Origin of the sequence: Alteribacillus persepolensis, from assembly GCF_900099605.1 — a bacterium.
GTDB classification, from domain to species: domain Bacteria; phylum Bacillota; class Bacilli; order Bacillales; family Marinococcaceae; genus Alteribacillus; species Alteribacillus persepolensis.
In genome coordinates this window covers 22,317-47,101 of sequence record NZ_FNDK01000022.1, presented here as the reverse complement: position 1 = coordinate 47,101, position 24,785 = coordinate 22,317, and the positions used below count along the sequence as shown (strand labels likewise).

Genomic DNA, 24,785 nt, shown 5'->3' with positions numbered 1-24,785 from the left:
TTCATCCTTTCTTCGTTTCATGTCTATTCATTGTATAGATATAATGCAGTCCTTTTAAAGTTAAATAAGGGTCTATGTGATCAATGGTGGTCAAAATATCAACAATACGACCGGCCAGTCCTCCAGTAGCAATCACAAACGGGTCTTGACGTATTTCTTTTTTCATTCTACATACAACACCATCCACTTGCGCAGCATAGCCGTAATACACACCTGACTGGATAGCATGTGTTGTGTTTTTTCCTATTACTTTTCCAGGTTTTCCTGCTTCAATACGGGGGAGTTTGGAGGCCTTTTGATACAAGGCGTCCGTTGCAACATTCATTCCAGGAGCTATCACTCCCCCGATGTAATTATTCTTTTCATCAATATAGCAAAACGTTGTTGCGGTACCCACATCTACAACAATAAGTGGTCCGTGGTGTTCTCTTATCGCTGCAACCGCATTAACAATTCGATCTGCTCCAACTTCTCTTGGGTTGTCATAGCGAATGTTTAATCCTGTTTTTATACCAGGGCCGATTACTTTCGGATCGATATTTATATACTGTTTGCACATACGTTCAAGTGTATCGACCACCGGTGGAACCACAGAGGAAATAATAATTCCTTCGATGTGTTCAGCAGCAGCAGATTTGGTCGAAAGAAGCTGTAAAAGTTGTAAACCATATTCGTCCTCTGTTTTATTTTGGTCTGTTTTTAAGCGCCAATACGACACCAGCTCATGTTTATCATACAGGCCGAAAATAATCGTCGAGTTTCCTACATCTATAACAAGTACCACGTTCCATCCCCACTTTTAAAACAGATTGAACATGCCGTAGAAAAAGGGATGCCTCGACAAGGCACCCCTTTTTATCAAGCAGCATTCACACGTCTTATTTACGATTGCTGTCATCATCATCAGAAGCAGGAGGATTATTATTACCCAGCGTTTCAGGGTCAGGTTTGCTCTTAGTTGCATCAGTTCCCTGTTGAGCCGTTTCTGTATCCGCTGTTTCTTCACTTTCGTCAGCATTCGTTTTAGACTGAATGTTCACTTTCACATCATCATTTTGCTCACTGTCACCCGACTTAGATGCACCTACCTCGTCATCACTTATATTCAAATGATGATCTTCCGGCAGTTTGCCGTCTTCAACAAGTGATTCAATTTGCTGGGCATCCAGCGTTTCTAACTCTAGCAATGTTTGTGCAACAAGTTCGAGCTTATCTTTGTGTTCTGTTAGAATCTGCTTACATTTGTCGTATGATTCTTTAATAATCCGCTGCACTTCTTTATCAATCTCATGAGCAATGGCATCACTGTAATTTGGTTCGTTTTGGATATCACGGCCTAAAAATACTTGTCCACCTGAACTTGAACCAAATTGAAGCGGGCCTAACTTTTCACTCATTCCATATTCTGTCACCATTTTACGCGCAATATCTGTTGCACGCTGAAAGTCATTATGCGCACCTGTGCTTACTTCATTAAACATGACTTCTTCTGCGACACGCCCGCCTAACAACCCGACAATTTTATCAAGAAGCTCTGGTTTTGTCATAAAGTAGCGGTCTTCTTTAGGGAGCATAACAGCATAACCGCCAGCTTGCCCACGAGGAACAATCGTCACTTTATGCACCATATCTGCATTTTGCAATTTAACCCCTACTACGGTATGGCCAGCTTCGTGGTGGGCAACAATGTTTTTCTCTTTCTCAGAGATAACACGGCTTTTCTTCGCTGGCCCTGCAATAACGCGGTCAATGGCCTCTTCGACATGAGTCATGCGAATCTTTTTCATATCGGCTCGTGCAGCAATGAGCGCCGCTTCATTTAACAGGTTTTCTAAATCTGCACCAGAAAAACCAGGTGTTCGCTGCGCAATGGCTTGAAGGTCTACATCATCAGCCAATGGCTTGTTTCTAGCATGCACGTGCAGAATTTCATTACGGCCTTTCACATCTGGACGACCTACCATAATCTGTCGGTCAAAACGTCCTGGACGAAGCAATGCTGGATCGAGCACGTCGGAGCGGTTCGTAGCTGCGATAATAATAATTCCTTCATTCGCACTAAACCCATCCATTTCGACTAAGAGCTGGTTCAACGTTTGCTCTCTTTCGTCGTGGCCGCCGCCAACTCCGGCACCACGCTGTCTACCAACGGCATCAATTTCGTCTATAAAGATAATACATGGCGCATTTTTCTTCGCATTTTCAAACAAATCACGAACACGGGAAGCACCAACACCAACAAACATTTCCACAAAGTCTGAACCACTGATGGAGAAAAACGGAACTCCCGCTTCTCCGGCTACAGCTCGTGCAATTAACGTTTTACCTGTACCCGGCGGTCCGACTAACAAAACCCCTTTTGGAATTCTTGCACCTATGTTTGCAAACTTACGCGGGTCTTTAAGGAAATCGACAACTTCAATCAATTCTTGTTTCTCTTCTTCAGCACCTGCGACATCCTTGAAGCGCGCTTTCTTTTTGTCTTCTTGATACAGCTTCGCTTTGCTTTTTCCAAAGTTCATAACACGACTTCCGCCGCCTTGTGCTTGGCTTAACAAGAAGAAGAACAAGATGAAAATAATAACAAACGGAATAATTGAGGTAAAGAATGTCACCCATGCACTAGGTTCTTCTGCAGGTTCTGTTTCTAAAACTAATGAACCTCCTTCAGGACCTTGTGCGGTCATTAACGTTTGTGTATTCTCTTCTGATATAGGGACATAAGTCTGGAAGTTCTCGCCTTCCTCATCGCCTACCTCCTGCCCTGTAACTAAGTACACTTCACCTTCTGGCTGCAGTGTAACAGAGCTTATTTCGTTATTTTCTAGTTTGGTAAAGAATTCGTTTGTTGTCATTTCATCAGTTTCTGTTTGGTCATTGCTCAAGAAACTAATGATACCTATAATGACAAGAAACAAAAGCAAATAAAATACGGTATTCCGAAAAATTCGGTTCATTCCTGACCTCCTCCCACGGGCATTGACAACTGCAATAATAGTACCACATTTGTATTATTTCTCACAATCAAGACCCCTTGTAGACTTCAGGCTTTAATATACCTATATAAGGGAGGTTACGGTACTTTTCTGCATAATCGAGCCCATATCCTACAACAAACTCATCAGGTACGGTAAAACCAGCAACATCTGGAATTAAATCAACATTCCGTCCATCAGGCTTGTCTAGCAGCGTAATAATTTTTAATGAATTAGCCCCTCTGTGTTTAATAAGACTAACTAAATAACTCAAGGTATTGCCGCTGTCTATAATGTCTTCAAGTATAATGACATCTCTGCCTTCTACCGTTGTATCCAAATCTTTAATAATTTTTACCTCACCGGATGAAACCATACTATTGCCATAGCTGGACACATCCATAAAATCAATCTCAATGTGTGTATCAATTCGTTTTGTAACATCCGCCATAAAAGGAAGCGCACCTTTTAACACACCGATAATAAGCGGAAAACGCCCATCATACTCTTTCGTAATATCTTGACCTATTTCGTGAATCTTTGCTTGTAATTCTTCTTCACTAATTAGTACTTTTTCAATTTCATCATGCATCTGGATTCCTATACCCTCCCAAGCATTGGTTCAATCTGCTGTATTAAGTTATTTTTCTACATTTCTCTATCTTACCATGCCAACTTTCAACATTTCACCTCATACATATTTTTTTAAACTGCCCCCCATGTTGCCTTTACATGTGAGAAGAATATAATGGGCGTGCGGTTCCGGGTGTTGGACATGTCGCGCTGATTTCCTCAAGTATGGTATCCAAAGCACCTCTCCTTTTGCATCTGTCACGACTGGCCATTGATCGCGTTGATCGCGGGGGATTTTTTCGTCTATAAAGATACGATTCACTTTTTTTGTCCCGTTCATTCCTAAAAGCTGTATTTTATCTCCACTTATTCGTGGACGCACCGTTAATGGAAACAAGTCTTTGTCTTCTCTTAGCACCAATTTATCCGCGCAGCTTGTCATATCGGAAGCAAACTGCATCCGTTCTGCCAAAAAAACGGCACGTTGATATGTAATTTCCTGCCCTAATGACAAAACAATGTGCTCATCTGTGATATCTGTTTTACCGCGGCTTCGACTTTTGACCGTAAACGTGACGTGGTTGTATGACCGAGACACCTTCACCCCTCCCGGCCAGTCTAGGGAAAAGGAGGGGTGAGTTTTGTTTAGTAAGTGAATGAGCTGCTTTATATGTAGAGTCGAAATTTCTCGGACGTTACCTAAACAAAGATACTTTAATATTAGATGAATACTCCTTCTTTGTAAAGGGAGCGGGAGCGCTAGCCAAGCTTCTCGAGAAATCGTCAAAAAATCGTCATTCTCTGCGATAATAACATGCTTTAAATTCTTCTCTGCTTCATGCTCAATATATGCCCTTTCTTCCCTTTGCCAATCAAAATACTCTTGGAAATGTTGATGTACTAAGTTGTTCTCTTGTTTCAAAAATGGAAGGACCTGTTTTCTGAAGCGATTTCTTGCATATTTATCAGACGTGTTGCTTTCGTCTACGCGAAACGAAATATTGTGCTCACGACAGTATGCATAAATATCTTCTTTTGTAACAGGAAGTAAAGGTCTAATCAAACGTCCGCTTCCAAAAGGCCTTGATGCCGCTATACCTGCATCACCTAAAACACTTCTTCCCGACACCTGCTTCATTAACATCGTTTCTACTTGATCATCTGCATGGTGTCCTGTAGCTAAAATTCCTATATTATGTTTGCTCATGATTTCCTTAAAATATGCATAGCGCAAACGACGTGCCTGCTCTTGTACACCTCCTCCTTCCTCTTTCATTGCCTCACGCACTGACACACTTCGGCTGAAGCAAGGCACCCCATGCTCTTCACACCATGTATGTACAAAAGATTCATCTTTCTGTGCTGTTTCTTCTCGCAAACCATGATTTACATGAGCAGCCATCACTTTTACTTTCCCTTCATTTTGCAACTCTAATAGAATGTGTAAAAGTGCCATAGAATCAGGTCCACCAGAAACAGCTGCTAATACTTTCTGCTCTTCTTGCATTAATCCTCTATCTTGTATCCATTGCTCAACGATTTGTTTCATAACGCTGGCCTACTCCTTTACCTATTGAAAAAATAGACAATGCAAATACTAAACCTGCAGCAATTGCCCCAGCTTGTAACACCGTCTCGACTCCAAGCTGCAAACCGTTATAATAATCCTCTTCTACAAAAGCAAGCATCGTCGAATAAGCTCTGCCGCCCGGCACCAATGGGATAATACCCGGAATCGTAAATGTCGTTACTGGCACGCGACGAAAACGAGCCAGCAAATGTGATAAAAATGCTGCAGTAAACGCTGCTGCTGCTGCTGCAAACACACTGCTCCATCCAAAATAGGGCAGGCTGCTATAAATAAACCACGCTGTCATCCCAATAAGACCACCCCACCATACGAGGCGCAGGGGAATATTAAAAATGATTCCAAATGCTATCGTTGCTATAAAACAAAAAATTAATTCCAACCACATACAGGCACTCACTCCGAATAATTTATGTTATATAAAGAATCGAAAGCGAAACAGCTACACCGGCTGCAATGGATAAAGACGAAACCCCCGCTTCCGCTCCCCGAGCCACACCAGCTACCAAGTCTCCAGACATTAAATCCCGTACCGAGTTCGTTAACGGAATGCCTGGGACTAATGGAATGAGTGCACCTATAATGACTTGATCAACATTGATTCCAAAACCGGAATATACCATTAACACAGCTGCAATACTGCCTGTAAAAGCAGCCAAAAATTCAGAAAAAAATTTCACTTTCAGGTATGCCTGATAAAGTACAAGCGATACTGTTGTAATTAAACCACCGATGAAAGCTGGCAGCACATCAAATGCACTCCCTCCCATTAAATAGGAAAAAGCTGCTCCTCCAATCCCTGATGCTAGATATATAAGCCATAATGGATAGTTCATCGGTGCATGTTCAATATCCTTTAACCGTTGAATCGTTTCCTCTATCGTTAACTCACCATGTGTGAACTCCCTAGACACTTGGTTTACGGAAGTGACTTTGCTTAAATCTTGAAATCTCTCACGCACACGAATCATCTGCATCAACTCCTGCCCTTCTTTTGTGCGAAAGGCAAGGAAAATACCAGTTGTTGTGACAAAACTGCTGACTTCTTGCATACCAGCAGATCTTGACATTCGCGTCATCGTATCCTCTACTCGATACGTTTCGGCTCCATAACGCAGCATTAACTTGCCGCCAAGCAGACAGCCTTCCATGATTTGTTCTGCTTTTTCCATAGCTCCCTCCAGCTCATCTTACATCCATTGTCCCATAAAGTATAAAATAGATGACAAGAAGAGGAAAGAGGCTGTTAACATAACCTCCACCCGATATGAAACAGAATTGTCCTTGTTATAATACTTTCGCTGCTTATTTTTTTGTTTTTTCGCAGGTTGTACAGGCTTCCTCTTTTGACGCGCCCCTGACTTTACAGAATGCGACGATTTTACAGAACGTGTTTCAATCGCCACCATGACATCTTTTTTCATCTCCTGTGCTCCTGCGTAGCTTCCTTTTAATGCTGCCAATAACACCTTTCTATACGGTGCTAGCGAAGGCATGGAGGCAATTTGTTTATTTAAAAATGCTAAACTATTTTCCTTTTCATATGGCTTATTAAAACGTTTTCCATAAGCCGTTTCAATAAAAATCATTGCCAGCGAAAACAAGTCGTAACCAGGTTCAGCCTTTCGGTCACCCAGTCCCCAATAACCCCTGTCATAGAATTCTGTATATTCCTTTACAGAGCGCCCTAATTTAGTTGTCCCCCCTACATCAAACCACCTGATTCTAGCTGGAGGTCCTGTTACAATTAAATTCTCAGGCTTTAAGTCACCAAACACCCAGCCTGCTTGGTGTAAACGATCCAAATCTCCCAGCAGTTGAACCATTAAAATGGGTGTCCACTCCATCCCTTTTTGTTTCGTAAAATTCGATAAAGAATGCCCTTTTAAATATTCCATACAAAAAAAAGGGAATGTCTCCCCCTTAATTTCTATATCATCCACGTCCCTTAGCGCAGGGCCAAGTACGTTTCCTTTTACTGTAGAGAAATGTCTTAATACATTAATTTCCGACGTTAAAGACATTTTATTTTCACCAATTTTCACCGCAGCCTGTCCCGTTCTCGTTTCTACTAGATAGACCGACCCTGTTGCACCATTCCCCAATTTTCGAATCACTCGATAAGGATTCTTGTTCCATTTACCAAGCCACTTTGTACCTGGAACTAGATTAGAAGCCTGACTCTTCAATTGAACCATCTTCCTCTCCATATTCAATCAAACTTCTTCTGTCCTTGCGTTTTTCAACATGGTACAGCGCAGCTTTTAAGGCAGGTCCAGTCGGCGTGACGCCACCTGTCGTTAAACGATTAAACGTATTTGTTAAACTGTTCATCTGCGGAGTCCAATTCAATATTTTTTCCACTTCTTTTCTTTTCCCAGGAAATACAAACAATGAAAAATAGTTTTCTCCAGACCGGGAATTTAAACTAATAGACAAATCTGTCAACGCTTCTTGCACCATTGGAAATTTTGGTTTCATGCTTGCGCTTGTATCCACTAATATCAACACATCCAAACTCACACTTTCACCAAGTTCATCTACCACCTCCATCACTTCTCCCCGCTTGTCCGGCGGTAAGTCTTCCATTTCCTGGTCATTCCCAAGAATATGACGCAGTTCATTATGAACCACACCGTGCAGTGTTTGAGTCATAGCTTGCCTTGTCACCATCTGCACTGTCTGAGACAGCTGATTGGCGTAAACTACTTGGCTAACACCTCCCCCAGCCATCGCAATGTCTTCCACTTCCCGCATGCCATGTTCGCGTTGTGACCCTTGTTCTAATATGCCTATTACATTGACCGTAATTCCTTTTTCTTTTGCAAAAGCCGCTACACTAGCCGGATCTTCTCCTTGATTGGAACACCCGTCCGTTAATAATAAAATTTGCCGTATCTTTCCTCCACTCATACGTCAGCACCCTCCCAAAAATGGTATTATTTTCATTTTTGACGGGGTTCACTGATTATATACCTTTTTCACTTGGAATCCAACACCGTGCAGCACACCTTCTATGCCTTCTTTCTTGTTAAAGACATATTGTAATGAACCGGAATAGCAGACCATTTCGGTAAGTTGCGTTTGATTTTAGCAGTGACAATCGTCATGTCATCATGAATCTGCCCTTGAGATACACGCATCACCCTTTCTAAAAGTAAATCAGCTAACTCTTGTGGATCATCGGTTTCGATTTGCGATAGAATCCTCCTAATCCAAATTTCTGTATTTTCAATAGGACCGGGAATATCAAAAATCCCGTCACTCATCATGATAAGCATATCTCCGTCCTTCATCTGTTCGGTGACCACATCGATATCTGCGTGTTCCATCATGCCCATAGGCAAGTTCCCTGCTTCAATTTGTTTAATCTTATTCCCCCTTTTAATAAAACTAGGGATAGAGCCAATTTTAATAAACTTTCCCCTCGCTTCTTGTAAATCAACCATTGCCAAATCCAACGTGGAAAACATCTCTTCTGTTGAGCGAATACTGAGTACCGAATTAACCGAACGTATGGCTGTTTCCTCATCCATTCCGGAAGCTAAAATAGTCTGTAAAATTTGCAAAGCGGAGCTGCTTTCTTGATGAGCCTTTTCTCCGCTTCCCATCCCATCACTAATAGCAATGGCATGTTTACCTGTGCCAATATCCATCGAGGCATAACTGTCGCCTGAGACCCATCCTCCTCCTTTAGCCACAGAAGCCGAACCAACATCAACGGTATAAGTTCTTGCAGATACAAATGTAATATTTAAATATTCAGAAATATTTTCGTATAATTCTTGGCTGCCGACAATAATGTGTTCTTTTAAGATATCAGACAGCATTGGCGCAATAATTTTTTCTGCTTGTTCAGAACCAGCCTCTTTTAACACACTCATCTCTATCTCTACATTTCCTTCATCGAGCCGGTACACATCGACGTGGCCAATCTCAAGCCCGGCATTTTGCAAGGCTTCATGAATTTGTTCTTCTTGCCAATGGTGAGCTTCTTTTTCTCTTTGTATTTCCTGGGCAAAGTCATTCATCACTTCCGATACACCACGCAGCTGTTCCGCAACGAGCTGGCGGCTTTCTTTTACTTTTTTTGTCAGTTCCCTGCGCGTTTGATCTTGTTGGAGTTCTTCAGACATGATTCTGAGCATACGACTATCATAGTGACAATGCTTCTTCCAATTATTTTTCATCTGTGCACTTACTTTGCCGTCTCTTTCTAATTCAAACAGCATACGCGACATGCCATCATATGTGTCCTGGAACTGATTCACCCAGCACCTTTCTTTTCGAAAACACGTCTGGCATGTTTTCTCTGTTATCTTGCTTAACAATTCATCTGTTTCTTTATCTTCTGTCTCTTGATCAAGTGAATCTGGCTGATACATGAAACTCTTTGAAAGAGTTTGAAAAAGATTTGAAAACTTTTCCACTTTCAACGCAGTAACATCCCGCATTTTTTTCATGTGTTTTTGTTGTTCTCGTGCATATTCCGGCGTTCCTGGAATATATTTTTCTATAAATGATGTGACACTGCGCGGTGTTAACAAAAATAGGGAAATAGCAGCCGCTGATTCCGCTAATGTTAAACCAGCACCGTTCAATCCATCTCCATATAATGCGATTAAAGCTGTTCCAAGCAGCATACCAATACTAACCCCAATTTTTTTACCTTCTTTTAATAAGCCGCCCAGAAGGCCGGCAAAGGCCAGCAAACTCATTTGATATAAGTTCGCAATCGTCGCCAGGCTGAGAACAAGGCCAGCAATGACGCCAACTGAGGCACCTAATGCTGCTCCTCCTGTGTACGCAAAGAGAAGTACGAGATAACGAGCTAGTGTATGTTCTGCTGCCATACCATAAATAACCCAGCCTATGGCTCCTGTCATAACAGAAGCTAATAAAATAATAAAACAAACAATTTCTTCTTGCTTTAAAGGCTGTTTACGTTTCTTTGTAATGAGTAATGGCATGCTTTGCAGAAAGATCATCGTTAACACAAAACTTAACCCTGCTTCCACACTAGCCATAACTGTGTCATAAGAGGTGACAGTGCCTTGTGCCAGCCAAATGGTACCCAGGCGGGCCCCTAACGTTGCTAACAGCACCGACAGAGGAAGTGACCATGTCATTCGCCAACCTCGCCGCGTCACCCACTCGTACACGCTCAAAAAAATGGCCAACGCCGCTAACACAAAAGCCCCGTGCAAAACCGCCCCCGAAAATGTACCAACAATAATCCCTGCCGCAGCAATAACTCCTTTATCTCTCCGCCACGAGTACACTGCCGCAAAGAACGGGAGAGCAAACGGAAATAACTCAGCTAGTAAAACAGCTCGTCCTAACAATATACCTAGAATAAAAATAAGTCCGCCCCATTGAATAAATAGCAGATCCAACATCTTTAATGTCTTTTGTTTCGTTTTCTCCCCCAGCAATTTCGTACTGGACCATAGATGCTCCCAAACCGGTTCTGTTTCTTCTGCGCGCTTTGCTAAATCACGTTGATACATAAAATAACCCACCACCTGTTATAAGTTTGTGGGTTTATTATATAAGGTCTATGTTCAAATGTTTGTCAAAATCACGAACCGAAAGAAAAAAAGTCTTCGACGTTTTCTTTTTTGGTGCAAAAGGAGACACCGTGCGGGTTCTCATTCTTTTTTAAAAAAAGGAAAGCATGAACCAACATTTTTTTACAGCATTAGAAGGGGATTCATTAAAAAAGTAGTAAAAACAAAAAGAAAGATGTTACATGCACGTGTAAAACATGACTTGCTTCCCACATTTATGTAGAAACATCAAGATAATGCCTATCCGCATCCCCTGTAAATAAGCACAAGGAAGCGTAAATGGTCTTTTTCGGAGAGAAAGCAGCTTTCCTTTTTTGTAGAAACATGCAGACCTATACAGGAAAAGTTAGCGATTACAGGTGCTCACGTGGAAGGTGTTGACTTTTGCGGCGGCTTTCGATAGCAGCAGCGGTTTGTTTGCACCTATACACTTGGTTGGACAGGTGCCAATGTGTACAAAACAAAAAAGGTGCTGCAGCAAATATTGCTGGGGTAAGTATATTGTATTTTTCCTGCCTCTTCCCTGTACGCGTCAAACAATCCGGCAAAGCCATCCAACTAGAAAGGAGCAATTATAATGCCTCCGTTAACGTCGATAAAACTTAAAAAAGAGCCTGTTTGAACAACAGACTCTTCATCAGTTATGTATAATGGTAGCGGCGGAGGGAATCGAACCCCCGACCTCACGGGTATGAACCGTACGCTCTAGCCAGCTGAGCTACACCGCCAATTTTTTCAGCAACGTGTTTGATTATATAACGACATCATGCTTTTCGTCAACCGTTCTTTTTATTTTTTTCGAAGAAACTGTGAAAGAGGGAGCAGATGCTGTTATTTTCCCCTGATCCCTCATCAAACAGTTTCCTGCATTTATTTAAGTCAGCAGCAAGCTGCTTATCTTTTTGAGCGTCCACCTCTTTTGGAGTCTGTTTGCTTCCTGAGAGAAGCTAATCTTTCTTCACTGTCTTTCATAAAACGGCTCATTTTTTCTTCAAAGGATAATGAACGTTGTTTTTTATTGGGACCACCACGGCGGTCTCCTTTTGGACGATCCCCTTTTGAACGATCTCCTTTTGGGCGGTCGCTTTTTGGTCGATCCTGGGCCTTCCGAATCGACAGGCCGATTTTGCCATCATCTTCTACTTTCATCACTTTGACTGTGACCTCGTCCCCAACACTTAAAAACTGATTTATATCTTCTACATACTTATCGGCCACTTCGCTAATATGAACTAGCCCAGTTTTTCCATCCGGCAGCTCTACAAATGCTCCAAAATGGGTAATGCCTGTGACCTTCCCTTGCAACTTGCTGCCTACTTCAATTGACATTTAAAAAAAGCTCCTCCTTATTTTTCTTTCCTTAGAAAGCTGACTTTTTCAGTCTTAAAATCATTACTATTATACTCGAATGGTAAAAAAGGTGTCAATCTGATGACTGATCTGGTACCTTAAATAAAGTTTCCCCAGGTTTGGTCAAATAATAATCCCTTCTCGCCACTTCCGCTATGTAGTCTAAATCTTGGTAGTTTTGCACTTCTTCCTGGAGACGGGATTCTTCAGCTTTCAAGTCTTCTAACTGGGCTTCTAATTCTGCGCGTTCTGATTTTTTCGCCTCTAATGTAGACCATTGAGAAACGAGCAGAACGGTGAAAATAACCGCAATAATAACACCCACCGCAGAAAGAGCAGTCAGGCGCCGGACGAGACCGCGCCGCTTTTTCGTGTAGGCTTCTTGCAAACGTGCTTGTTCTTGTTCTTTTTCCTGGACGTACGATTCATTAATTTTCGTTACTTTTTTCTTTTCAGATAACAATGAGGACCCCTCCGGTCTATTTGAAAATCCTCCACTGTTTTACCCTTTTTTTGATAATCTGAAAAGTTCGTTCTATTAGATTAACGAAGGAGCGAGGAAGAAACTTTTTCACCATTGGGCGTAATAATCGGGCGATAATCTTCAAAGGAAACAGAAGGAGGTTTAAAATAAACATAAGAACATTTCCACATATAGTTAATCCTATCATAACCGACGAAATGATGAGTTTCAATAAGAATTTGACAGGAGAAACCACAAATACCCTAATTATTCCTATACAAACACGTTTTACCCATTTTACAAATGAAAAACCAACTTCCATCCACCGAAGAAAAGGTTTTCTCCCATGTCGACGATAAATCCAAAACCCTACAATCAGTGCTAGAAAAATATAGAAGCGGAGTTCTCCCTCGTTCACACGCAACAAGACATAAAATACAAGCAGCACTTGCGCCATCCAAAACAATAAATCCCAGCACATTCTCGTCCAAAAGGCTTTTACAAACCGGATCGTTACACGATGGTAGAAATCCAAATTCATCCCAATGACAAGCCCCATTGCTATCATGGAAAACAACGTTTGAAATTGAACAGTCAGGCTCACTTAAACAACTTCCCTAACAGTCCTTTAGATTTAGATCCGGTTGTTTGGTCAACATACACTAAATCATCTACTTTTCCCTCTATCGAAATAATACCTTCGTGTACATCCAGATTTTTGATGTGCAGATTATGCCCGCGTACAGATAGAAAGCCTAGCGTTGTTTCTAATAAAAACTCTTCATTATCGAAACTCTCTACTTCTTTCACACCAGTAATATCCAGGCTTTTTCGTCCTTTTAAAATGACTTCGTGGGGAGAGTTAACGCGCTCCGGCATCGTTCCTTCATGAAAAGACATATTCCACACTCCTCTTGTAAATAGCTTGTCACATATATATGTGTAAGCTGTAAGAGATAGTAGTGGAATTACATCTTTTTCTTTTTATTCGTTCAATGGCTCCTCTTTTAGGACCGTATACATTGTTTGAGACGCTTCTTTTTTAGTCGTGTCTTTGACTTCATCTACTCGCACCGTTACCATTTTAGAACCAAACTGGACGGATATCTCGTCACCCGGCACCACTTCCGTACCAGCTTTTGCTTTATTTCCATTAACTGTAATCCGCCCTTGGGAAGCTACTTCTTTAGCCAGTGTTCGCCGTTTAATTAAACGAGAAACTTTTAAAAACTTGTCTATACGCATACTATCTCTCCTTATCCTCGATTTTTTGCTTCATCCCATAATTTATCCATTTCTTCTAATGAGGTTTCCTCGAGTGATTTTCCTTGTTGAATAAGTGCTTTCTCAATATAGGAAAACCGTTTTTTAAATTTGGTATTGGTCATAAACAAGGATTCTTCCGGTTGAAGCTTGTAAAATCGCCCTAAGTTTACGAGCACAAACAGCAAGTCACCAAATTCTTTTTTCATCGCTTCCTTATTCCCCTGTTTTATCTCATACAACCACTCAGCCATTTCCTCATGTAACTTTTTCCACATGGGAGCATCGTCTTTCCAATCAAAGCCAACTTTAGCTGCTTTCTTTTGCAGTTCATACGCTTCCATTAATGCGGGCAGTGACGCAGGAATATCGGTTAACAATTGGCTGCTGGCTTTGTCAGCCCCCTTTTCCATACGTTTAATGTCATCCCAATTTTTATTTACTTCTTCTTCTGTTTCCGCACTACTGTCACCAAATACATGAGGGTGGCGGCGTATCATTTTTGCTGTTAGCGTTTCAATGACATCTTCTACGTTAAAGAAGCCTTCATCTTCTCCGATTTGTGCATGAAGCATTACTTGCAGCAATACATCACCTAATTCTTCTTGCAGATGTTCATCGTCCTCCTGGTCAATCGCCTCTAACACTTCATACACTTCTTCTAACAAATACCGTTTCAATGATTGATGCGTTTGCTGTTTATCCCACGGACATCCTTGCGGGCCTCGCAGCGTGCGAATTACATCGCGCAGTTTACCAAACTCTCTATATAACAACGTCTCATCGGTAACCGGCGGAACATAAAGAGCAGCTAAGTTGTGCTGGGTCATTTCCCTATCCAACTCGTACAAAGGAAGTGATTTCTTCTCTTCTTTTGACGTTCCAGCACTCGTAACAAGTGTTACCTCATAGTCATCAGGATATCGCTCCATAAGAGTAAGCTTTGCTTCAGAAGCAATCATCTCATCATACATTTGACTAATAATAACATGTTGTGAAGTGTTTATATCGTTCGCTTGCAATGCGGTGCCATCCAATAATTGAAAACCATCATTTGGATCAAACGAAAGCACAGAAAACATGGCATCCAAGAAGCTTTGGCCACCGAGTATGTTTACTTCTACTTGCTGTTCATCCGCTAGTTCCAACAGCCGTTGAACGGTATACTCGGCCGTCATTGGATGTCCTGGTACTGCATAATAGATATGATAATGCTTCGCTGCTGCATGGAGTAATTCCTCTATAATTTCTTCATAAACATCCGCAAAGGAATCATTTTTTTCATACAGGTAATCAAAACTTTGAAATGACATACCTTCTTGCTGCAATTCATGTACCACGGGGTGTTTCGCCGTTCTCACATAAACATGCTCTGCGCGCTGTAACGTGCGGTACATGCCTAAGGATAACTGCTCAAGCTCTCCTACACCTAAACCTATAAGTGATATTTTTGAACGTTGACTTGCTTCGTTTTTATTCATTATTTTACTCCTTTCGGCGAATGATTTGTTCTATTCTTCCCATAGCCGGTAATAATGCACGTTCTTCTTTCGTTAGAACGCTGCACACAATAAGAAGCCATACAAAGAAAACACTTGCCGTTACTGCCGTACTTAATGCCCCGACCGCTGCCCACATCCTCGTCAGCGGAAAGAGAGAGGAAAACGTTTCGATAAGAAGCAAAGCTAGCGCTGCCATCAAAACAACCGCAAAAAAAGCCTTCCACAACCATCTCCAAGAAAACGCTTCGACCCACTTTTTCTTGTATAAATAGGCCATGTTGCATAATGCCGTGATCACCATCCCAATCACAGTAGCAAAAGCTGCTCCTTTTTCGTGAAACACAGGTATTAAATAGATATTTGCCCCTGTCTTTATGACTAACCCTAACATCAAGTGCATGACAGGAATGTAAAAACAGTCATGGCCTTGCATGACAGCTGAAGACGCCATGACAACCCCGCTTGCTGCAAGTGTTACCGCCAATATTCGTAAAAATTCGGTACCAGCTGTATTTTCAAACAACATCACGTTAACAAACTCAGCCGTAATAAATAACCCAACCGCAGCCGCAGCACCAATTAATACACTTACGCGAATGGACAGAGCTGCGTACCAATGCGACGCACTGTTATTTCTTTGCTGCTTTGCCCGCGTTATGAGCGGCACAACTGCCATAGCAAAGGAAGTAGCAATAACTGTCCCAAACTGTAAAAGCGGCTGTCCCCGGTCAAACACTCCTTTTGCCGTCCTTGCTTCTTCTTCCGTCATCCCGTGCTGTTCAAGTAACGGGGCAATGGTAAATGCATCCACCCATTGATACAAAATAAAAATCATTGCTCCTGCACACACAAAGAAACCTCTTGTAAGTAATAATACGTTGATTTGCTTCATCATTGTAAATATATGTGACCAGCGAATATTCCCTCTGCTTACAGCTCCATCACGCCACACAGATAACATTAAGTACAAAATACCAGCGGCACTCCCTGCAATAGAGCCAATAGCTGCAGACTCGCCTGCCCTATATTCACTTTGTCCCGTATGTACTACAAAACTGGCTAACCCTAAGATAACCAAAACACGTAAACATTGTTCGATGGTGTGTGAAACAGCAGTTGGTGTCATAAGGCCTATTCCTTGAAAATAACCTCTTGCAGCTGAATAAACAGGAATGAATAAAAATACAACCGACACTACCTGAATGGCTCGCTTCAATTGTACGTCTCCCATTGCTAAAGCAATTGGTTCTGCTTGAATAAAGATAAGCAAAAACAGTGGAACAAAAACAATAAGCAGTAAGAAAAGGGAAGCAAAAGCTGTTTCCACAGCGCGCTTTTCACCATCACCCTTTTCTGTTTGCTCCATCACCACTTTTGAAATCACCACAGGAAAGCCGTACATAGAAATAACCATCGCTGCACCATAAAACGGATAAATTTGCTGGTACACGTAATACCCTAAATCTCCTGTTATATTTTGAAAGGGCACACGGTACAATGCACTTAATATTTTGCCTAAAAAAGCTGCGCCGCTTACTAAAAAAGCACCTTTCCATAATGTTTTATTTTTTATGTACGAGGTAGACATGCTTATCTCCCTTTCACTTTTCTCAGTATATCACAGCAAAGAAGGAGACAATGAACATAAAAAAGCTGCCCTTCTTTGCAAAAGGCAGCTTATAGTCTTAAGAACAAAATCAATTATTGCTCCATTTGTCTGGCTAAAAAGCCGGCGGCCGTTTCTAACAATTTTCCAGAAATGGCTTCGTCTACTTTGTCATCTTTTGCTATCATGACAACTGCTCCGATAGGGTCACCATTAGCAATAATAGGAGCTACTGCGTACCCTCTCATTGTTTCTTCATGGTCACTGACAATATTGTATTCTCCCTTATTCGAAGTAACAACGGTTTTGCGTTCACTGATAGCTTCCTCTACAGCACTGCCAACACTTTTGTTTGCGTAGTCTTTTTTCACCCCGCCTGACACTGCAATGAACGTATCGCGGTCAGCGACCAAAACCGGGTGATGCAGGGTGTCGTACAGTGCCTCAGCATACTCTTTTGCAAAATCACCAAGCTCAGAGATAGGGGAATATTTTTTCAAGATAACTTCCCCATCACGATCCACAAATATCTCGAGTGGATCCCCTTCTCTGATACGCAATGTGCGACGAATTTCTTTTGGTATTACAACTCTTCCTAAATCATCGATGCGGCGGACAATACCAGTTGCTTTCATCATGGAAGTGTGCCTCCCTTTCTAGAGATGTGATTCTAAAGTTGATCGAGACATAAGGATTAGTTCAACGATTGTCTCTTCCTTTTTTAGGAGAATTCACTTTGCTGGAAGTTCCCCCGTCTCTTTCTTATTATTGTTTTTATTATCCACCGCAGGTAAATAACTATGCATCATTTTTTAAAAACTGGCGTTTTCTTTTATTTTAGGAAGAAGCTGTCTCTGTTGATTTGCGAGCTTCTGGTAATTTTTCCACTAACATTTCCATGACGTCGAGCAGGCGGGTGCTTGACATTCGATTCTGGTACATGACAATCTTTATTTTTTGGTCCTCTGTTCCTAAGCCAACTTCCCGGCCGTATTCATTCACAATTTCAAAAAGTTTGGAACCATCGATATTTTGGCTCGTCTCTCCTGTCAAAAGCATCGTTATTTTTCCGCCTTCTTGCATAATCGATTCAAATCCATTTGTTTTTGCAAGTACTTTTATTTTGGAAAGACGGAACAAATCATTAGTCTCTTTTGGATAATCACCAAAGCGATCAATCATCTCATCTTGCAAATCGCGCAAATCTTCAAGAGTTTCAAGCCCTTTAAACCGTTTATACATTTCAATTTTTTGCTTAGAATCACTAATATAACTTGCTGGAATGTATGCATCTACTCTAACGTCAATATCGGTTTCCGGCTGCTTGGCTTTTGGTTTATCAAGTTTCCGTTCTTCAATGGCTTCTTTGAGCATTTGCGAATATAAATCAAAACCGACAGAATCAATAAAGCCATGCTGCTCTGCACCTAATAAATTACCGGCACCACGTATCGACAAGTCACGCATAGCAATTTTAAAACCTGAACCAAGTTCGGTAAATTCTTTAATTGCCTGCAAGCGTTTTTCAGCGACTTCCGTCAATACTTTGTCCCGTTGATAAGTTAAATAAGCGTAAGCTACGCGATTGGAGCGGCCGACACGACCTCTAATCTGGTATAATTGCGATAATCCCATTTTATCTGCATTATATATAATGAGCGTATTCACATTTGGGATGTCCACACCTGTCTCAATAATAGTCGTTGTTACAAGGACATCTTTATTACCTTCCAAAAAGTCGATCATTACAGACTCTAATTCCTGTTCGTTCATTTGTCCATGAGCATACGAAACTTCTGCTTCTGGCACCAGCATAGAGACTTGTTCTGCCATACGGCTGATATTATCTACACGATTGTATAAAAAGTAGACTTGACCGCCCCGGGCTAACTCTCTTTCCACTGCTTCTTTCATTAGAGCAGCATTATAATCAAGCACATATGTCTGTACGGGGAAACGATTCTCTGGCGGCGTTTCAATGACAGACAAATCACGAACACCTAACATTGACATATGCAGCGTTCTAGGTATTGGCGTTGCTGTCAATGTCAGTACATCAATATTTGCTTTTAGCTGCTTAATTTTTTCTTTGTGGGTGACACCAAATCGCTGCTCTTCATCCACAATCAAAAGACCCAAATCTTTAAATTTTACGTCCTTGGATAAAATTCGGTGGGTGCCTACCACAATATCAATACCGCCTGTTTTCACTCCATTAATGGTTTCCGTTTGCTGCTTGCGTGTACGAAAACGACTCAATAAACCAATATTAATTGGGTAGTCAGCAAAACGTTCAGACAGCGTATCAAAATGCTGCTGTGCCAAAATTGTCGTCGGTACAAGAAAAGCTACTTGTTTTCCATCAAGTACCGCTTTAAAAATGGCCCGGATAGCAACTTCTGTTTTTCCATATCCGACATCGCCACACAACAGACGGTCCATCGGACGTTCACGCTCCATATCTTCTTTGATTTCTTGAATGGCTTTAAGTTGATCTTCTGTCTCTTGATATGGAAAAGTAGAAGCAAACTCCTGTTCTTCTGCCTCATTATTAGAAAATGCATATCCTTTTGACGCTTCTCGTTCCGCATAAATTTTAATCAAGTCGTCCGCAATATCTTGTACAGATGACTGCACTTTACGCTTTACTTTTTTCCAATCGTTTCCGCCCAATTTATATATTTTCGGATCTTTATCTTCGGACCCGACGTATTTTTGCACTTGATCAATTTGCTCAACAGGGACATACAATTTGTCGTTTCCAGCATAGGAAATGTTTAAATAGTCCTTATGAATTCCGTTTACTTCAAGTGTTTCGATTCCTAGATATTTTCCAATACCGTGATTGATGTGAACCACTAAATCTCCTACTTGAAGCTCAGAATAACTCTTGATGCGTTCAGCATTGGTTAATTTTTGTCTACGCTTGGTTTTGCTTACCTTCTTTGTAAAAGTTTCTTGTTCCGTAATTACCGCAATTTTTTCCATCGGCAATTCAAAACCACTGTGAAGCTGACCTTCAACAATAGAAGCACGCTGCGTTGAAAATTCAGTATCGCGAGACACCCGATCCGCTTGCATGCCATAGTCTTCTAACACATTTTCCAGCCTTTTTGCACGATCTTCATCACTTGCCACAAACACAACAGTATAACCGCCCTTATGCCAGCGTTCCATTTCGTTCTGTAACACAGGCATCTGCCCATGGAATTGCTGCATAGCCTTGCACTGAATATTGGCGATGTTTTGCGGCTGAATAGATGCAATGTTTCGTAAAAACAGTGAGAAATAGACACGCGGGTTTGGCTGACGTTCAAATAATTTATCAAATCGCACCGATAAAGAAATATCGTGAGGGATTTCCCCTTGTTCAAGCACAGTTGTTGCCCATTCTGCTTCTTCTTTGTCCAGCCTTTCCGCCATTTCCTGCACTCGGCTGATTTCATCAAGAAAAACAACACCGTTGTCTGAAAAATACGACAACAGGGTTGTTCGTTGTTCGTAAAAAAACTCCATGTACTTGTATATACCCTGAAAACGAGTTTGTTCCTGAAGCTGCTCTTTTTCATAGGTTAAATGTTCTTGAAGCTTTTCTTTCACTTCATTATTTTTCACTTCTTTTAATGTTTGTGCAAGAGACACCTCTAGTGCTTCGGCTGCCTTTTTATACTGTTCTTCATACAAAATCGTCTCTTGTGCCGGCCCAACCGTTACGTTGGATATGGGTTGAAGCGAACGCTGGTCATCTACTTGAAAATGCCGCATTGAATCAATTTCTGTATCAAATAATTCAATACGTACAGGGTGTTCTTCTGTGAGCGTGTATATGTCAATAATACCGCCTCTAATACTATATTCCCCTGGAGCAGAAACCATATCTGCCCGCTGATACCCCATTGCTTGCAATTGTGTTAAAAATGTATCTAACTCTAAATCATCGCCTTGTTTCAGTAGTACTTGTGAATTTTTCCATAATGAAACAGGCGGCAAAAGCCTCCTGACTCCAGCAACTGGCACGATAACAATGCCATTAAACCCTTTCACTAAATGGTTTAACACTTCAATCCTTTGCGCTCGCATTTCTGGACTAGCTGTTGCAATTTCTGAAGATATTAACTCATTTACCGGGTACAAATACACGTCTTGCTCGAGTAAATCTGTTAAATCTTCGTATAGCTTTTGTGCCTGATATAACGTATGAGTGATTACTAGCTGCGGCCGATCTATTTTTGATTTAGCCAGAGACATAAAAAAGGTACGGGCAGAACCACTCAAACCTGCCACTAGCTGCTCTTTTAAGTTGTTTTCAATACCCTCTAAAACGGCGTTCACGTGGTGATTATCTGCCAGGATGTCTTGCAATCCCTTCATGGCCCATTTCCTCCTTCGTTCCTTCCCCTATATCCAGTTCCCGTGAATGTTATTTACTTTTCTCTTTTTGCACTGATAGAAAAGTTTAACTTATTAGCATAGGCGAATCGTCAACGTTGTCAATATACTGAAAAAACCAGTGCATGCACAACAAAGCAACCCGAGAATTCTACCAAAATAGGAACCCGTTCGGCATTGTTGCAGAAAGCACTTCCGCAGATGTGATGGCTGCACAGAAGTCCTTTAAAGAAGTTCCGGAACCTTAGCTGAACTTCTTTCTGTCAGGATACCAGTCCAAGTGCTCTTTTTCATTAATAAGCGTGCAAACACGGCTTACTCTCACTATTATATTATATAAGACTGCCGTCCGGTTTCATGCGTAAACAACAAGCAGAAAAATGGGCCGGCCGTTCTTCACCTAGCTTGTCGGATGAAGCGCCAGTCCCCATTTTCACTTGAAAGATTTTTAATGTATCCACCGATCCAGTTCGTGTAGGTCGGGATTTTCTTCTAATGCTTGTTCACAATGTTCACACGTAATTCTCACGTGCACATGTCCATCCGACCCATAATGAATGATTTGCTGCTGTTCTTCATCGGATAATTGATCAAAACCTAGACGAGGTGATACAAGTAATTCTTCGTCTTCTAAAGTTCCAACCGATGTGCCACAATGCCTGCAATAGTACCTTATAGCCATATGCCTGCTCCTTTTGCTGTCTGCTGCTAAACGTTATTGTTTTTCCTTTAGTATGAACAGCAAAAATAGCAGCTATACTTTACCTTCTTACGATTTTTTTCTATTAAAATGGTTCATCACATCATTGAACGGATGAGTCAGCCACATTTCGGCTGCTTGTGCAGACAAATCAATCGCGTCGTGTACTGCTTTCTTTTCATCCGGAGCAAACGTTCCTAAAACGTGAGAAATAACAGAATTTCCATTATTCGGATGACCAACACCAATACGGATACGCTTAAAATCTTTAGCTCCTAAATGATCAATGATAGAACGAATACCATTATGTCCGCCATGTCCGCCTTTCAAGCGCAATCGCAGTGCACCCGTTTCTAAATCGAGATCATCATAGATGACGAGCAAATCATCCACATCTAAATTATAAAAAGACATCACGGGCTGTATCGCCTCTCCAGATAAGTTCATGTATGTCATTGGTTTTAAGAGCAATACCTTCTCGGTACCAACCCTTGTTTCACACATTAGGCTTTTTTTGTCTTCTTTCCATGACAATTCTAGTTTATTTGTTAATTGATCCATTGCTTTAAAACCAACATTATGGCGCGTTTCAGCATATTTTGGTCCAGGATTTCCAAGTCCTGCAATTACTTTCACAATACTTGCTCCTTTTTGTATATGTTTTATTTCTGGTTCTTATACAAATGTTGGGGTGAATAGATGATATGCTTTCTAGCATGATGTTAGGAACGTTTATCTTTGTTAAAGGATGAAAGGATAAGAAAAACAGCAGCTTCCGCCATAAAGGCTCGGCGACAAGCCATGTTTTTCTTACCTGGCGGACGACGCACCTGCGAAAAAAGCCGCAGCTGAAGAGCCGTCCAGCCAGAAAGAGGGAGGTGACCGATAACCCCAACAGACTCTATAGAACCTTATTTCTGATAAAGAACGCAGACAGCCGAGGTATCATAGAAAACAGAGCATACTTGGCTCGTTTCTAATCATCCCCTTCTGCCTGCGAAAATCATTCGCACCCATTTACATGTTAAAAAGGTTCGTGGAGAAACGGGAAAAGGCATAACCTGTTCACCGGCTATACCTTCTTTCGTTTACTCAGATTTTTCCTCTTCTTCTCCTGCATTGTCATCTTTTGTTTCAACGAGTTCCGGCTCTTCTGCTTCTTCTCCATCGCCAGTTCCTTGCTGTTCAGGAGGAAGGATTGTCACAACGGTTTCTTCTGGTTCATTTGTAAACTCAAATGCTTTTCCAGATGTCAAGTCAGCAACTTGTACGGAATCTCCGATGTTTAACTCAGAAACATCGATTGTAATTTCTTCAGGGATATCTGTTGGAAGTGCGCGTACAGTGACATTGTACAGCAGGTGAGAAAGCACTCCGCCTTCTTTGACGCCAGGTGCATCCCCTACAAGATTCACTGCAACTTCTGCTTCCATTTCAGATTTCAAATCTACTTCAAAGAAATCAATGTGTACAAGATAATCTTTAATTGGATCAACTTGAACATCATGCACGATAACTTTATGTTTACCGCTTGCTCCTTCAACATCCAACTCAATAATACCGTTTCTGCCTACTTCACGCAGTGTTTTAACAAATTCGATGTTTGGCACGGAAACTGGTGTACTTTCTGTACCTTTCCCATAAAGAACAGCAGGTACGTATCCGTCTAAACGTAATTGTTTATTTTCAGACCGCTTAAGATCTGTACGTGGCTTTGCTTCTAAAACTGCAGACATAATTATTTCACCTCGTTTAATTTATCGTGTTAGCCTTTTATCAAATTTAACTCACTTAAATCGGGATTTTATCATTCTATTGGCTGAAAATCAAGTGAAAAGCCTTTATAAACGCTGTTATTCAAATAATGTGCTTACAGATGTTTGCTCATGTACCCGGATAATGGCTTCAGCAATTAACGGGGCTAGTGAGAGTTGTGTAACCTTATCTATTTTCTTCTCTTCAGGCAGCACAATAGTGTTAGTTACAGCAAGTTCTTTAATGTTGGAGTTTTCAATGCGCTCAATGGCAGGCCCCGACAATACAGGGTGTGTGCTGCAGGCATACACTTCTTTTGCACCAGCTTCTAATAAAGCGTCAGCTGCTAGTGTCATTGTGCCAGCTGTATCGATAATATCATCAACAATGATAGCTGTTTTTCCTTCTACATTACCGACAATATTCATTACTTCTGAAACATTTGGCTCCGGACGGCGCTTATCAATAATAGCAATTGGCGCCTGCAGGCGGTCAGCCATCTTACGTGCCCTTACCACACCGCCGTGGTCAGGAGAGACGATGACCGTATCTTCTACACCTTTGTCTTGAAAATGTTTGGATAATATTGGTTCAGCTAATAACTGGTCAACGGGAATATCGAAAAACCCTTGAATTTGTGTAGCATGTAAATCGATGGTCAGCACTCGTGTTGCTCCTGCTGTTTCAAGTAAGTTTGCAACAAGTTTGGATGTAATTGGCTCTCTTGATCTTGCCTTTCTATCTTGACGAGCATAACCATAATAAGGGATAACAACATTAATCGTTGCTGCTGAAGCTCTTTTCATTGCATCAATCATAATAAGAAGTTCCATCAAGTGTTCATTGGCAGGTTCTGAAGTCGATTGCACAAGAAAAACATCACATCCTCGAATGCTCTCTTCGATATTGACTTGTATTTCTCCATCGCTAAAACGCTTGACAGAACTCTTCCCCATTTCCACTCCAATTTGTTTAGTCACTTCATGAGCTAAACCAGGGTTAGAGTTTAAGGTGAACACCTTCAAATAAGGATCGTCATAAATAGACATTC

General features: G+C 41.4%; 22 protein-coding genes and 1 tRNA gene. All 23 read right to left on the bottom strand.

The features are described from left to right. Position 1: 1 nt before the first annotated feature. Positions 2-784 carry a type III pantothenate kinase gene (locus tag BLT18_RS14370; RefSeq protein ID WP_091275476.1) on the bottom strand — a complete coding sequence of 261 codons (783 nt, stop codon included), beginning with the start codon at positions 782-784 and terminating at the stop codon, positions 2-4. A gap of 94 nt (positions 785-878) precedes the next feature. Then, the gene (gene ftsH, locus BLT18_RS14365) at positions 879-2,957 is read right to left on the bottom strand and encodes an ATP-dependent zinc metalloprotease FtsH (RefSeq protein WP_091275474.1); all 2,079 of its coding nucleotides are present in this window, start codon (positions 2,955-2,957) and stop codon (positions 879-881) included. A 67-nt stretch (positions 2,958-3,024) separates the two neighbouring features. After that, on the bottom strand, positions 3,025-3,567 hold the full coding sequence (gene hpt / locus BLT18_RS14360; RefSeq protein WP_175487525.1) for a hypoxanthine phosphoribosyltransferase: 543 nt from the start codon (positions 3,565-3,567) through the stop codon (positions 3,025-3,027). Between the two features lie 99 nt (positions 3,568-3,666). After that, positions 3,667-5,097 (bottom strand): tRNA lysidine(34) synthetase TilS, encoded by a 1,431-nt coding sequence (tilS, locus tag BLT18_RS14355; protein ID WP_091275469.1) that lies wholly within the window; start codon positions 5,095-5,097, stop codon positions 3,667-3,669. Beyond that, on the bottom strand, positions 5,081-5,524 hold the full coding sequence (locus BLT18_RS14350) for a threonine/serine exporter family protein (protein ID WP_091275467.1): 444 nt from the start codon (positions 5,522-5,524) through the stop codon (positions 5,081-5,083). Before BLT18_RS14350 ends, tilS begins: the two co-directional genes overlap by 17 nt. Before the next feature lie 22 nt (positions 5,525-5,546). Then, on the bottom strand, positions 5,547-6,308 hold the full coding sequence (locus BLT18_RS14345) for a threonine/serine exporter family protein (RefSeq protein ID WP_091275465.1): 762 nt from the start codon (positions 6,306-6,308) through the stop codon (positions 5,547-5,549). Between the two features lie 18 nt (positions 6,309-6,326). Then, the gene (locus BLT18_RS14340; protein ID WP_091275462.1) at positions 6,327-7,334 is read right to left on the bottom strand and encodes a protein kinase domain-containing protein; all 1,008 of its coding nucleotides are present in this window, start codon (positions 7,332-7,334) and stop codon (positions 6,327-6,329) included. Next, positions 7,306-8,049 (bottom strand): vWA domain-containing protein, encoded by a 744-nt coding sequence (locus tag BLT18_RS14335; protein WP_091275461.1) that lies wholly within the window; start codon positions 8,047-8,049, stop codon positions 7,306-7,308. Before BLT18_RS14335 ends, BLT18_RS14340 begins: the two co-directional genes overlap by 29 nt. Positions 8,050-8,150: 101 nt before the next feature. Next, positions 8,151-10,646: a stage II sporulation protein E gene (gene spoIIE, locus BLT18_RS14330; protein WP_091275458.1), complete on the bottom strand. Its 2,496-nt coding sequence runs from the start codon at positions 10,644-10,646 to the stop codon at positions 8,151-8,153. A gap of 711 nt (positions 10,647-11,357) precedes the next feature. Further along, positions 11,358-11,434 (bottom strand) — tRNA-Met (locus BLT18_RS14320). A gap of 166 nt (positions 11,435-11,600) precedes the next feature. After that, on the bottom strand, positions 11,601-12,035 hold the full coding sequence (locus tag BLT18_RS14315; RefSeq protein ID WP_091275454.1) for a S1 domain-containing RNA-binding protein: 435 nt from the start codon (positions 12,033-12,035) through the stop codon (positions 11,601-11,603). Positions 12,036-12,129: 94 nt separating this feature from the next. Beyond that, positions 12,130-12,519, bottom strand: coding sequence for an FtsB family cell division protein (locus BLT18_RS14310; RefSeq protein ID WP_091275451.1), 390 nt, complete (start codon positions 12,517-12,519; stop codon positions 12,130-12,132). Positions 12,520-12,535: 16 nt separating this feature from the next. Then, a complete protein-coding gene (yabQ, locus tag BLT18_RS18800) occupies positions 12,536-13,123 on the bottom strand; it encodes a spore cortex biosynthesis protein YabQ (protein WP_091275448.1) in 588 nt (195 codons plus the stop codon). Beyond that, on the bottom strand, positions 13,120-13,419 hold the full coding sequence (gene yabP, locus BLT18_RS14300; RefSeq protein WP_091275446.1) for a sporulation protein YabP: 300 nt from the start codon (positions 13,417-13,419) through the stop codon (positions 13,120-13,122). The genes yabQ and yabP overlap by 4 nt, the downstream gene beginning before the upstream one ends. A gap of 84 nt (positions 13,420-13,503) precedes the next feature. Further along, on the bottom strand, positions 13,504-13,764 hold the full coding sequence (locus BLT18_RS14295) for an RNA-binding S4 domain-containing protein (protein ID WP_091275442.1): 261 nt from the start codon (positions 13,762-13,764) through the stop codon (positions 13,504-13,506). Between the two features lie 11 nt (positions 13,765-13,775). Next, positions 13,776-15,263 (bottom strand): bifunctional methyltransferase/pyrophosphohydrolase YabN, encoded by a 1,488-nt coding sequence (gene yabN, locus BLT18_RS14290; protein ID WP_091275439.1) that lies wholly within the window; start codon positions 15,261-15,263, stop codon positions 13,776-13,778. A 4-nt stretch (positions 15,264-15,267) separates the two neighbouring features. Next, positions 15,268-16,872 carry a putative polysaccharide biosynthesis protein gene (locus BLT18_RS14285; RefSeq protein WP_091275435.1) on the bottom strand — a complete coding sequence of 535 codons (1,605 nt, stop codon included), beginning with the start codon at positions 16,870-16,872 and terminating at the stop codon, positions 15,268-15,270. A 113-nt stretch (positions 16,873-16,985) separates the two neighbouring features. Beyond that, positions 16,986-17,525, bottom strand: a complete 540-nt coding sequence (gene spoVT, locus BLT18_RS14280) for a stage V sporulation protein T (protein ID WP_091275511.1) — start codon at positions 17,523-17,525, stop codon at positions 16,986-16,988. A gap of 202 nt (positions 17,526-17,727) precedes the next feature. Next, positions 17,728-21,261 carry a transcription-repair coupling factor gene (mfd, locus tag BLT18_RS14275; protein WP_091275432.1) on the bottom strand — a complete coding sequence of 1,178 codons (3,534 nt, stop codon included), beginning with the start codon at positions 21,259-21,261 and terminating at the stop codon, positions 17,728-17,730. A gap of 466 nt (positions 21,262-21,727) precedes the next feature. Beyond that, the gene (locus BLT18_RS14270; protein WP_091275429.1) at positions 21,728-21,961 is read right to left on the bottom strand and encodes an anti-sigma-F factor Fin family protein; all 234 of its coding nucleotides are present in this window, start codon (positions 21,959-21,961) and stop codon (positions 21,728-21,730) included. 87 nt (positions 21,962-22,048) lie between these two features. Further along, on the bottom strand, positions 22,049-22,615 hold the full coding sequence (gene pth / locus BLT18_RS14265; protein ID WP_091275426.1) for an aminoacyl-tRNA hydrolase: 567 nt from the start codon (positions 22,613-22,615) through the stop codon (positions 22,049-22,051). A 452-nt stretch (positions 22,616-23,067) separates the two neighbouring features. Next, the gene (locus tag BLT18_RS14260; protein ID WP_091275423.1) at positions 23,068-23,715 is read right to left on the bottom strand and encodes a 50S ribosomal protein L25/general stress protein Ctc; all 648 of its coding nucleotides are present in this window, start codon (positions 23,713-23,715) and stop codon (positions 23,068-23,070) included. 117 nt (positions 23,716-23,832) lie between these two features. Then, the gene (locus tag BLT18_RS14255) at positions 23,833-24,783 is read right to left on the bottom strand and encodes a ribose-phosphate diphosphokinase (RefSeq protein WP_091275420.1); all 951 of its coding nucleotides are present in this window, start codon (positions 24,781-24,783) and stop codon (positions 23,833-23,835) included. Between the last annotated feature and the right edge of the window lie 2 nt (positions 24,784-24,785).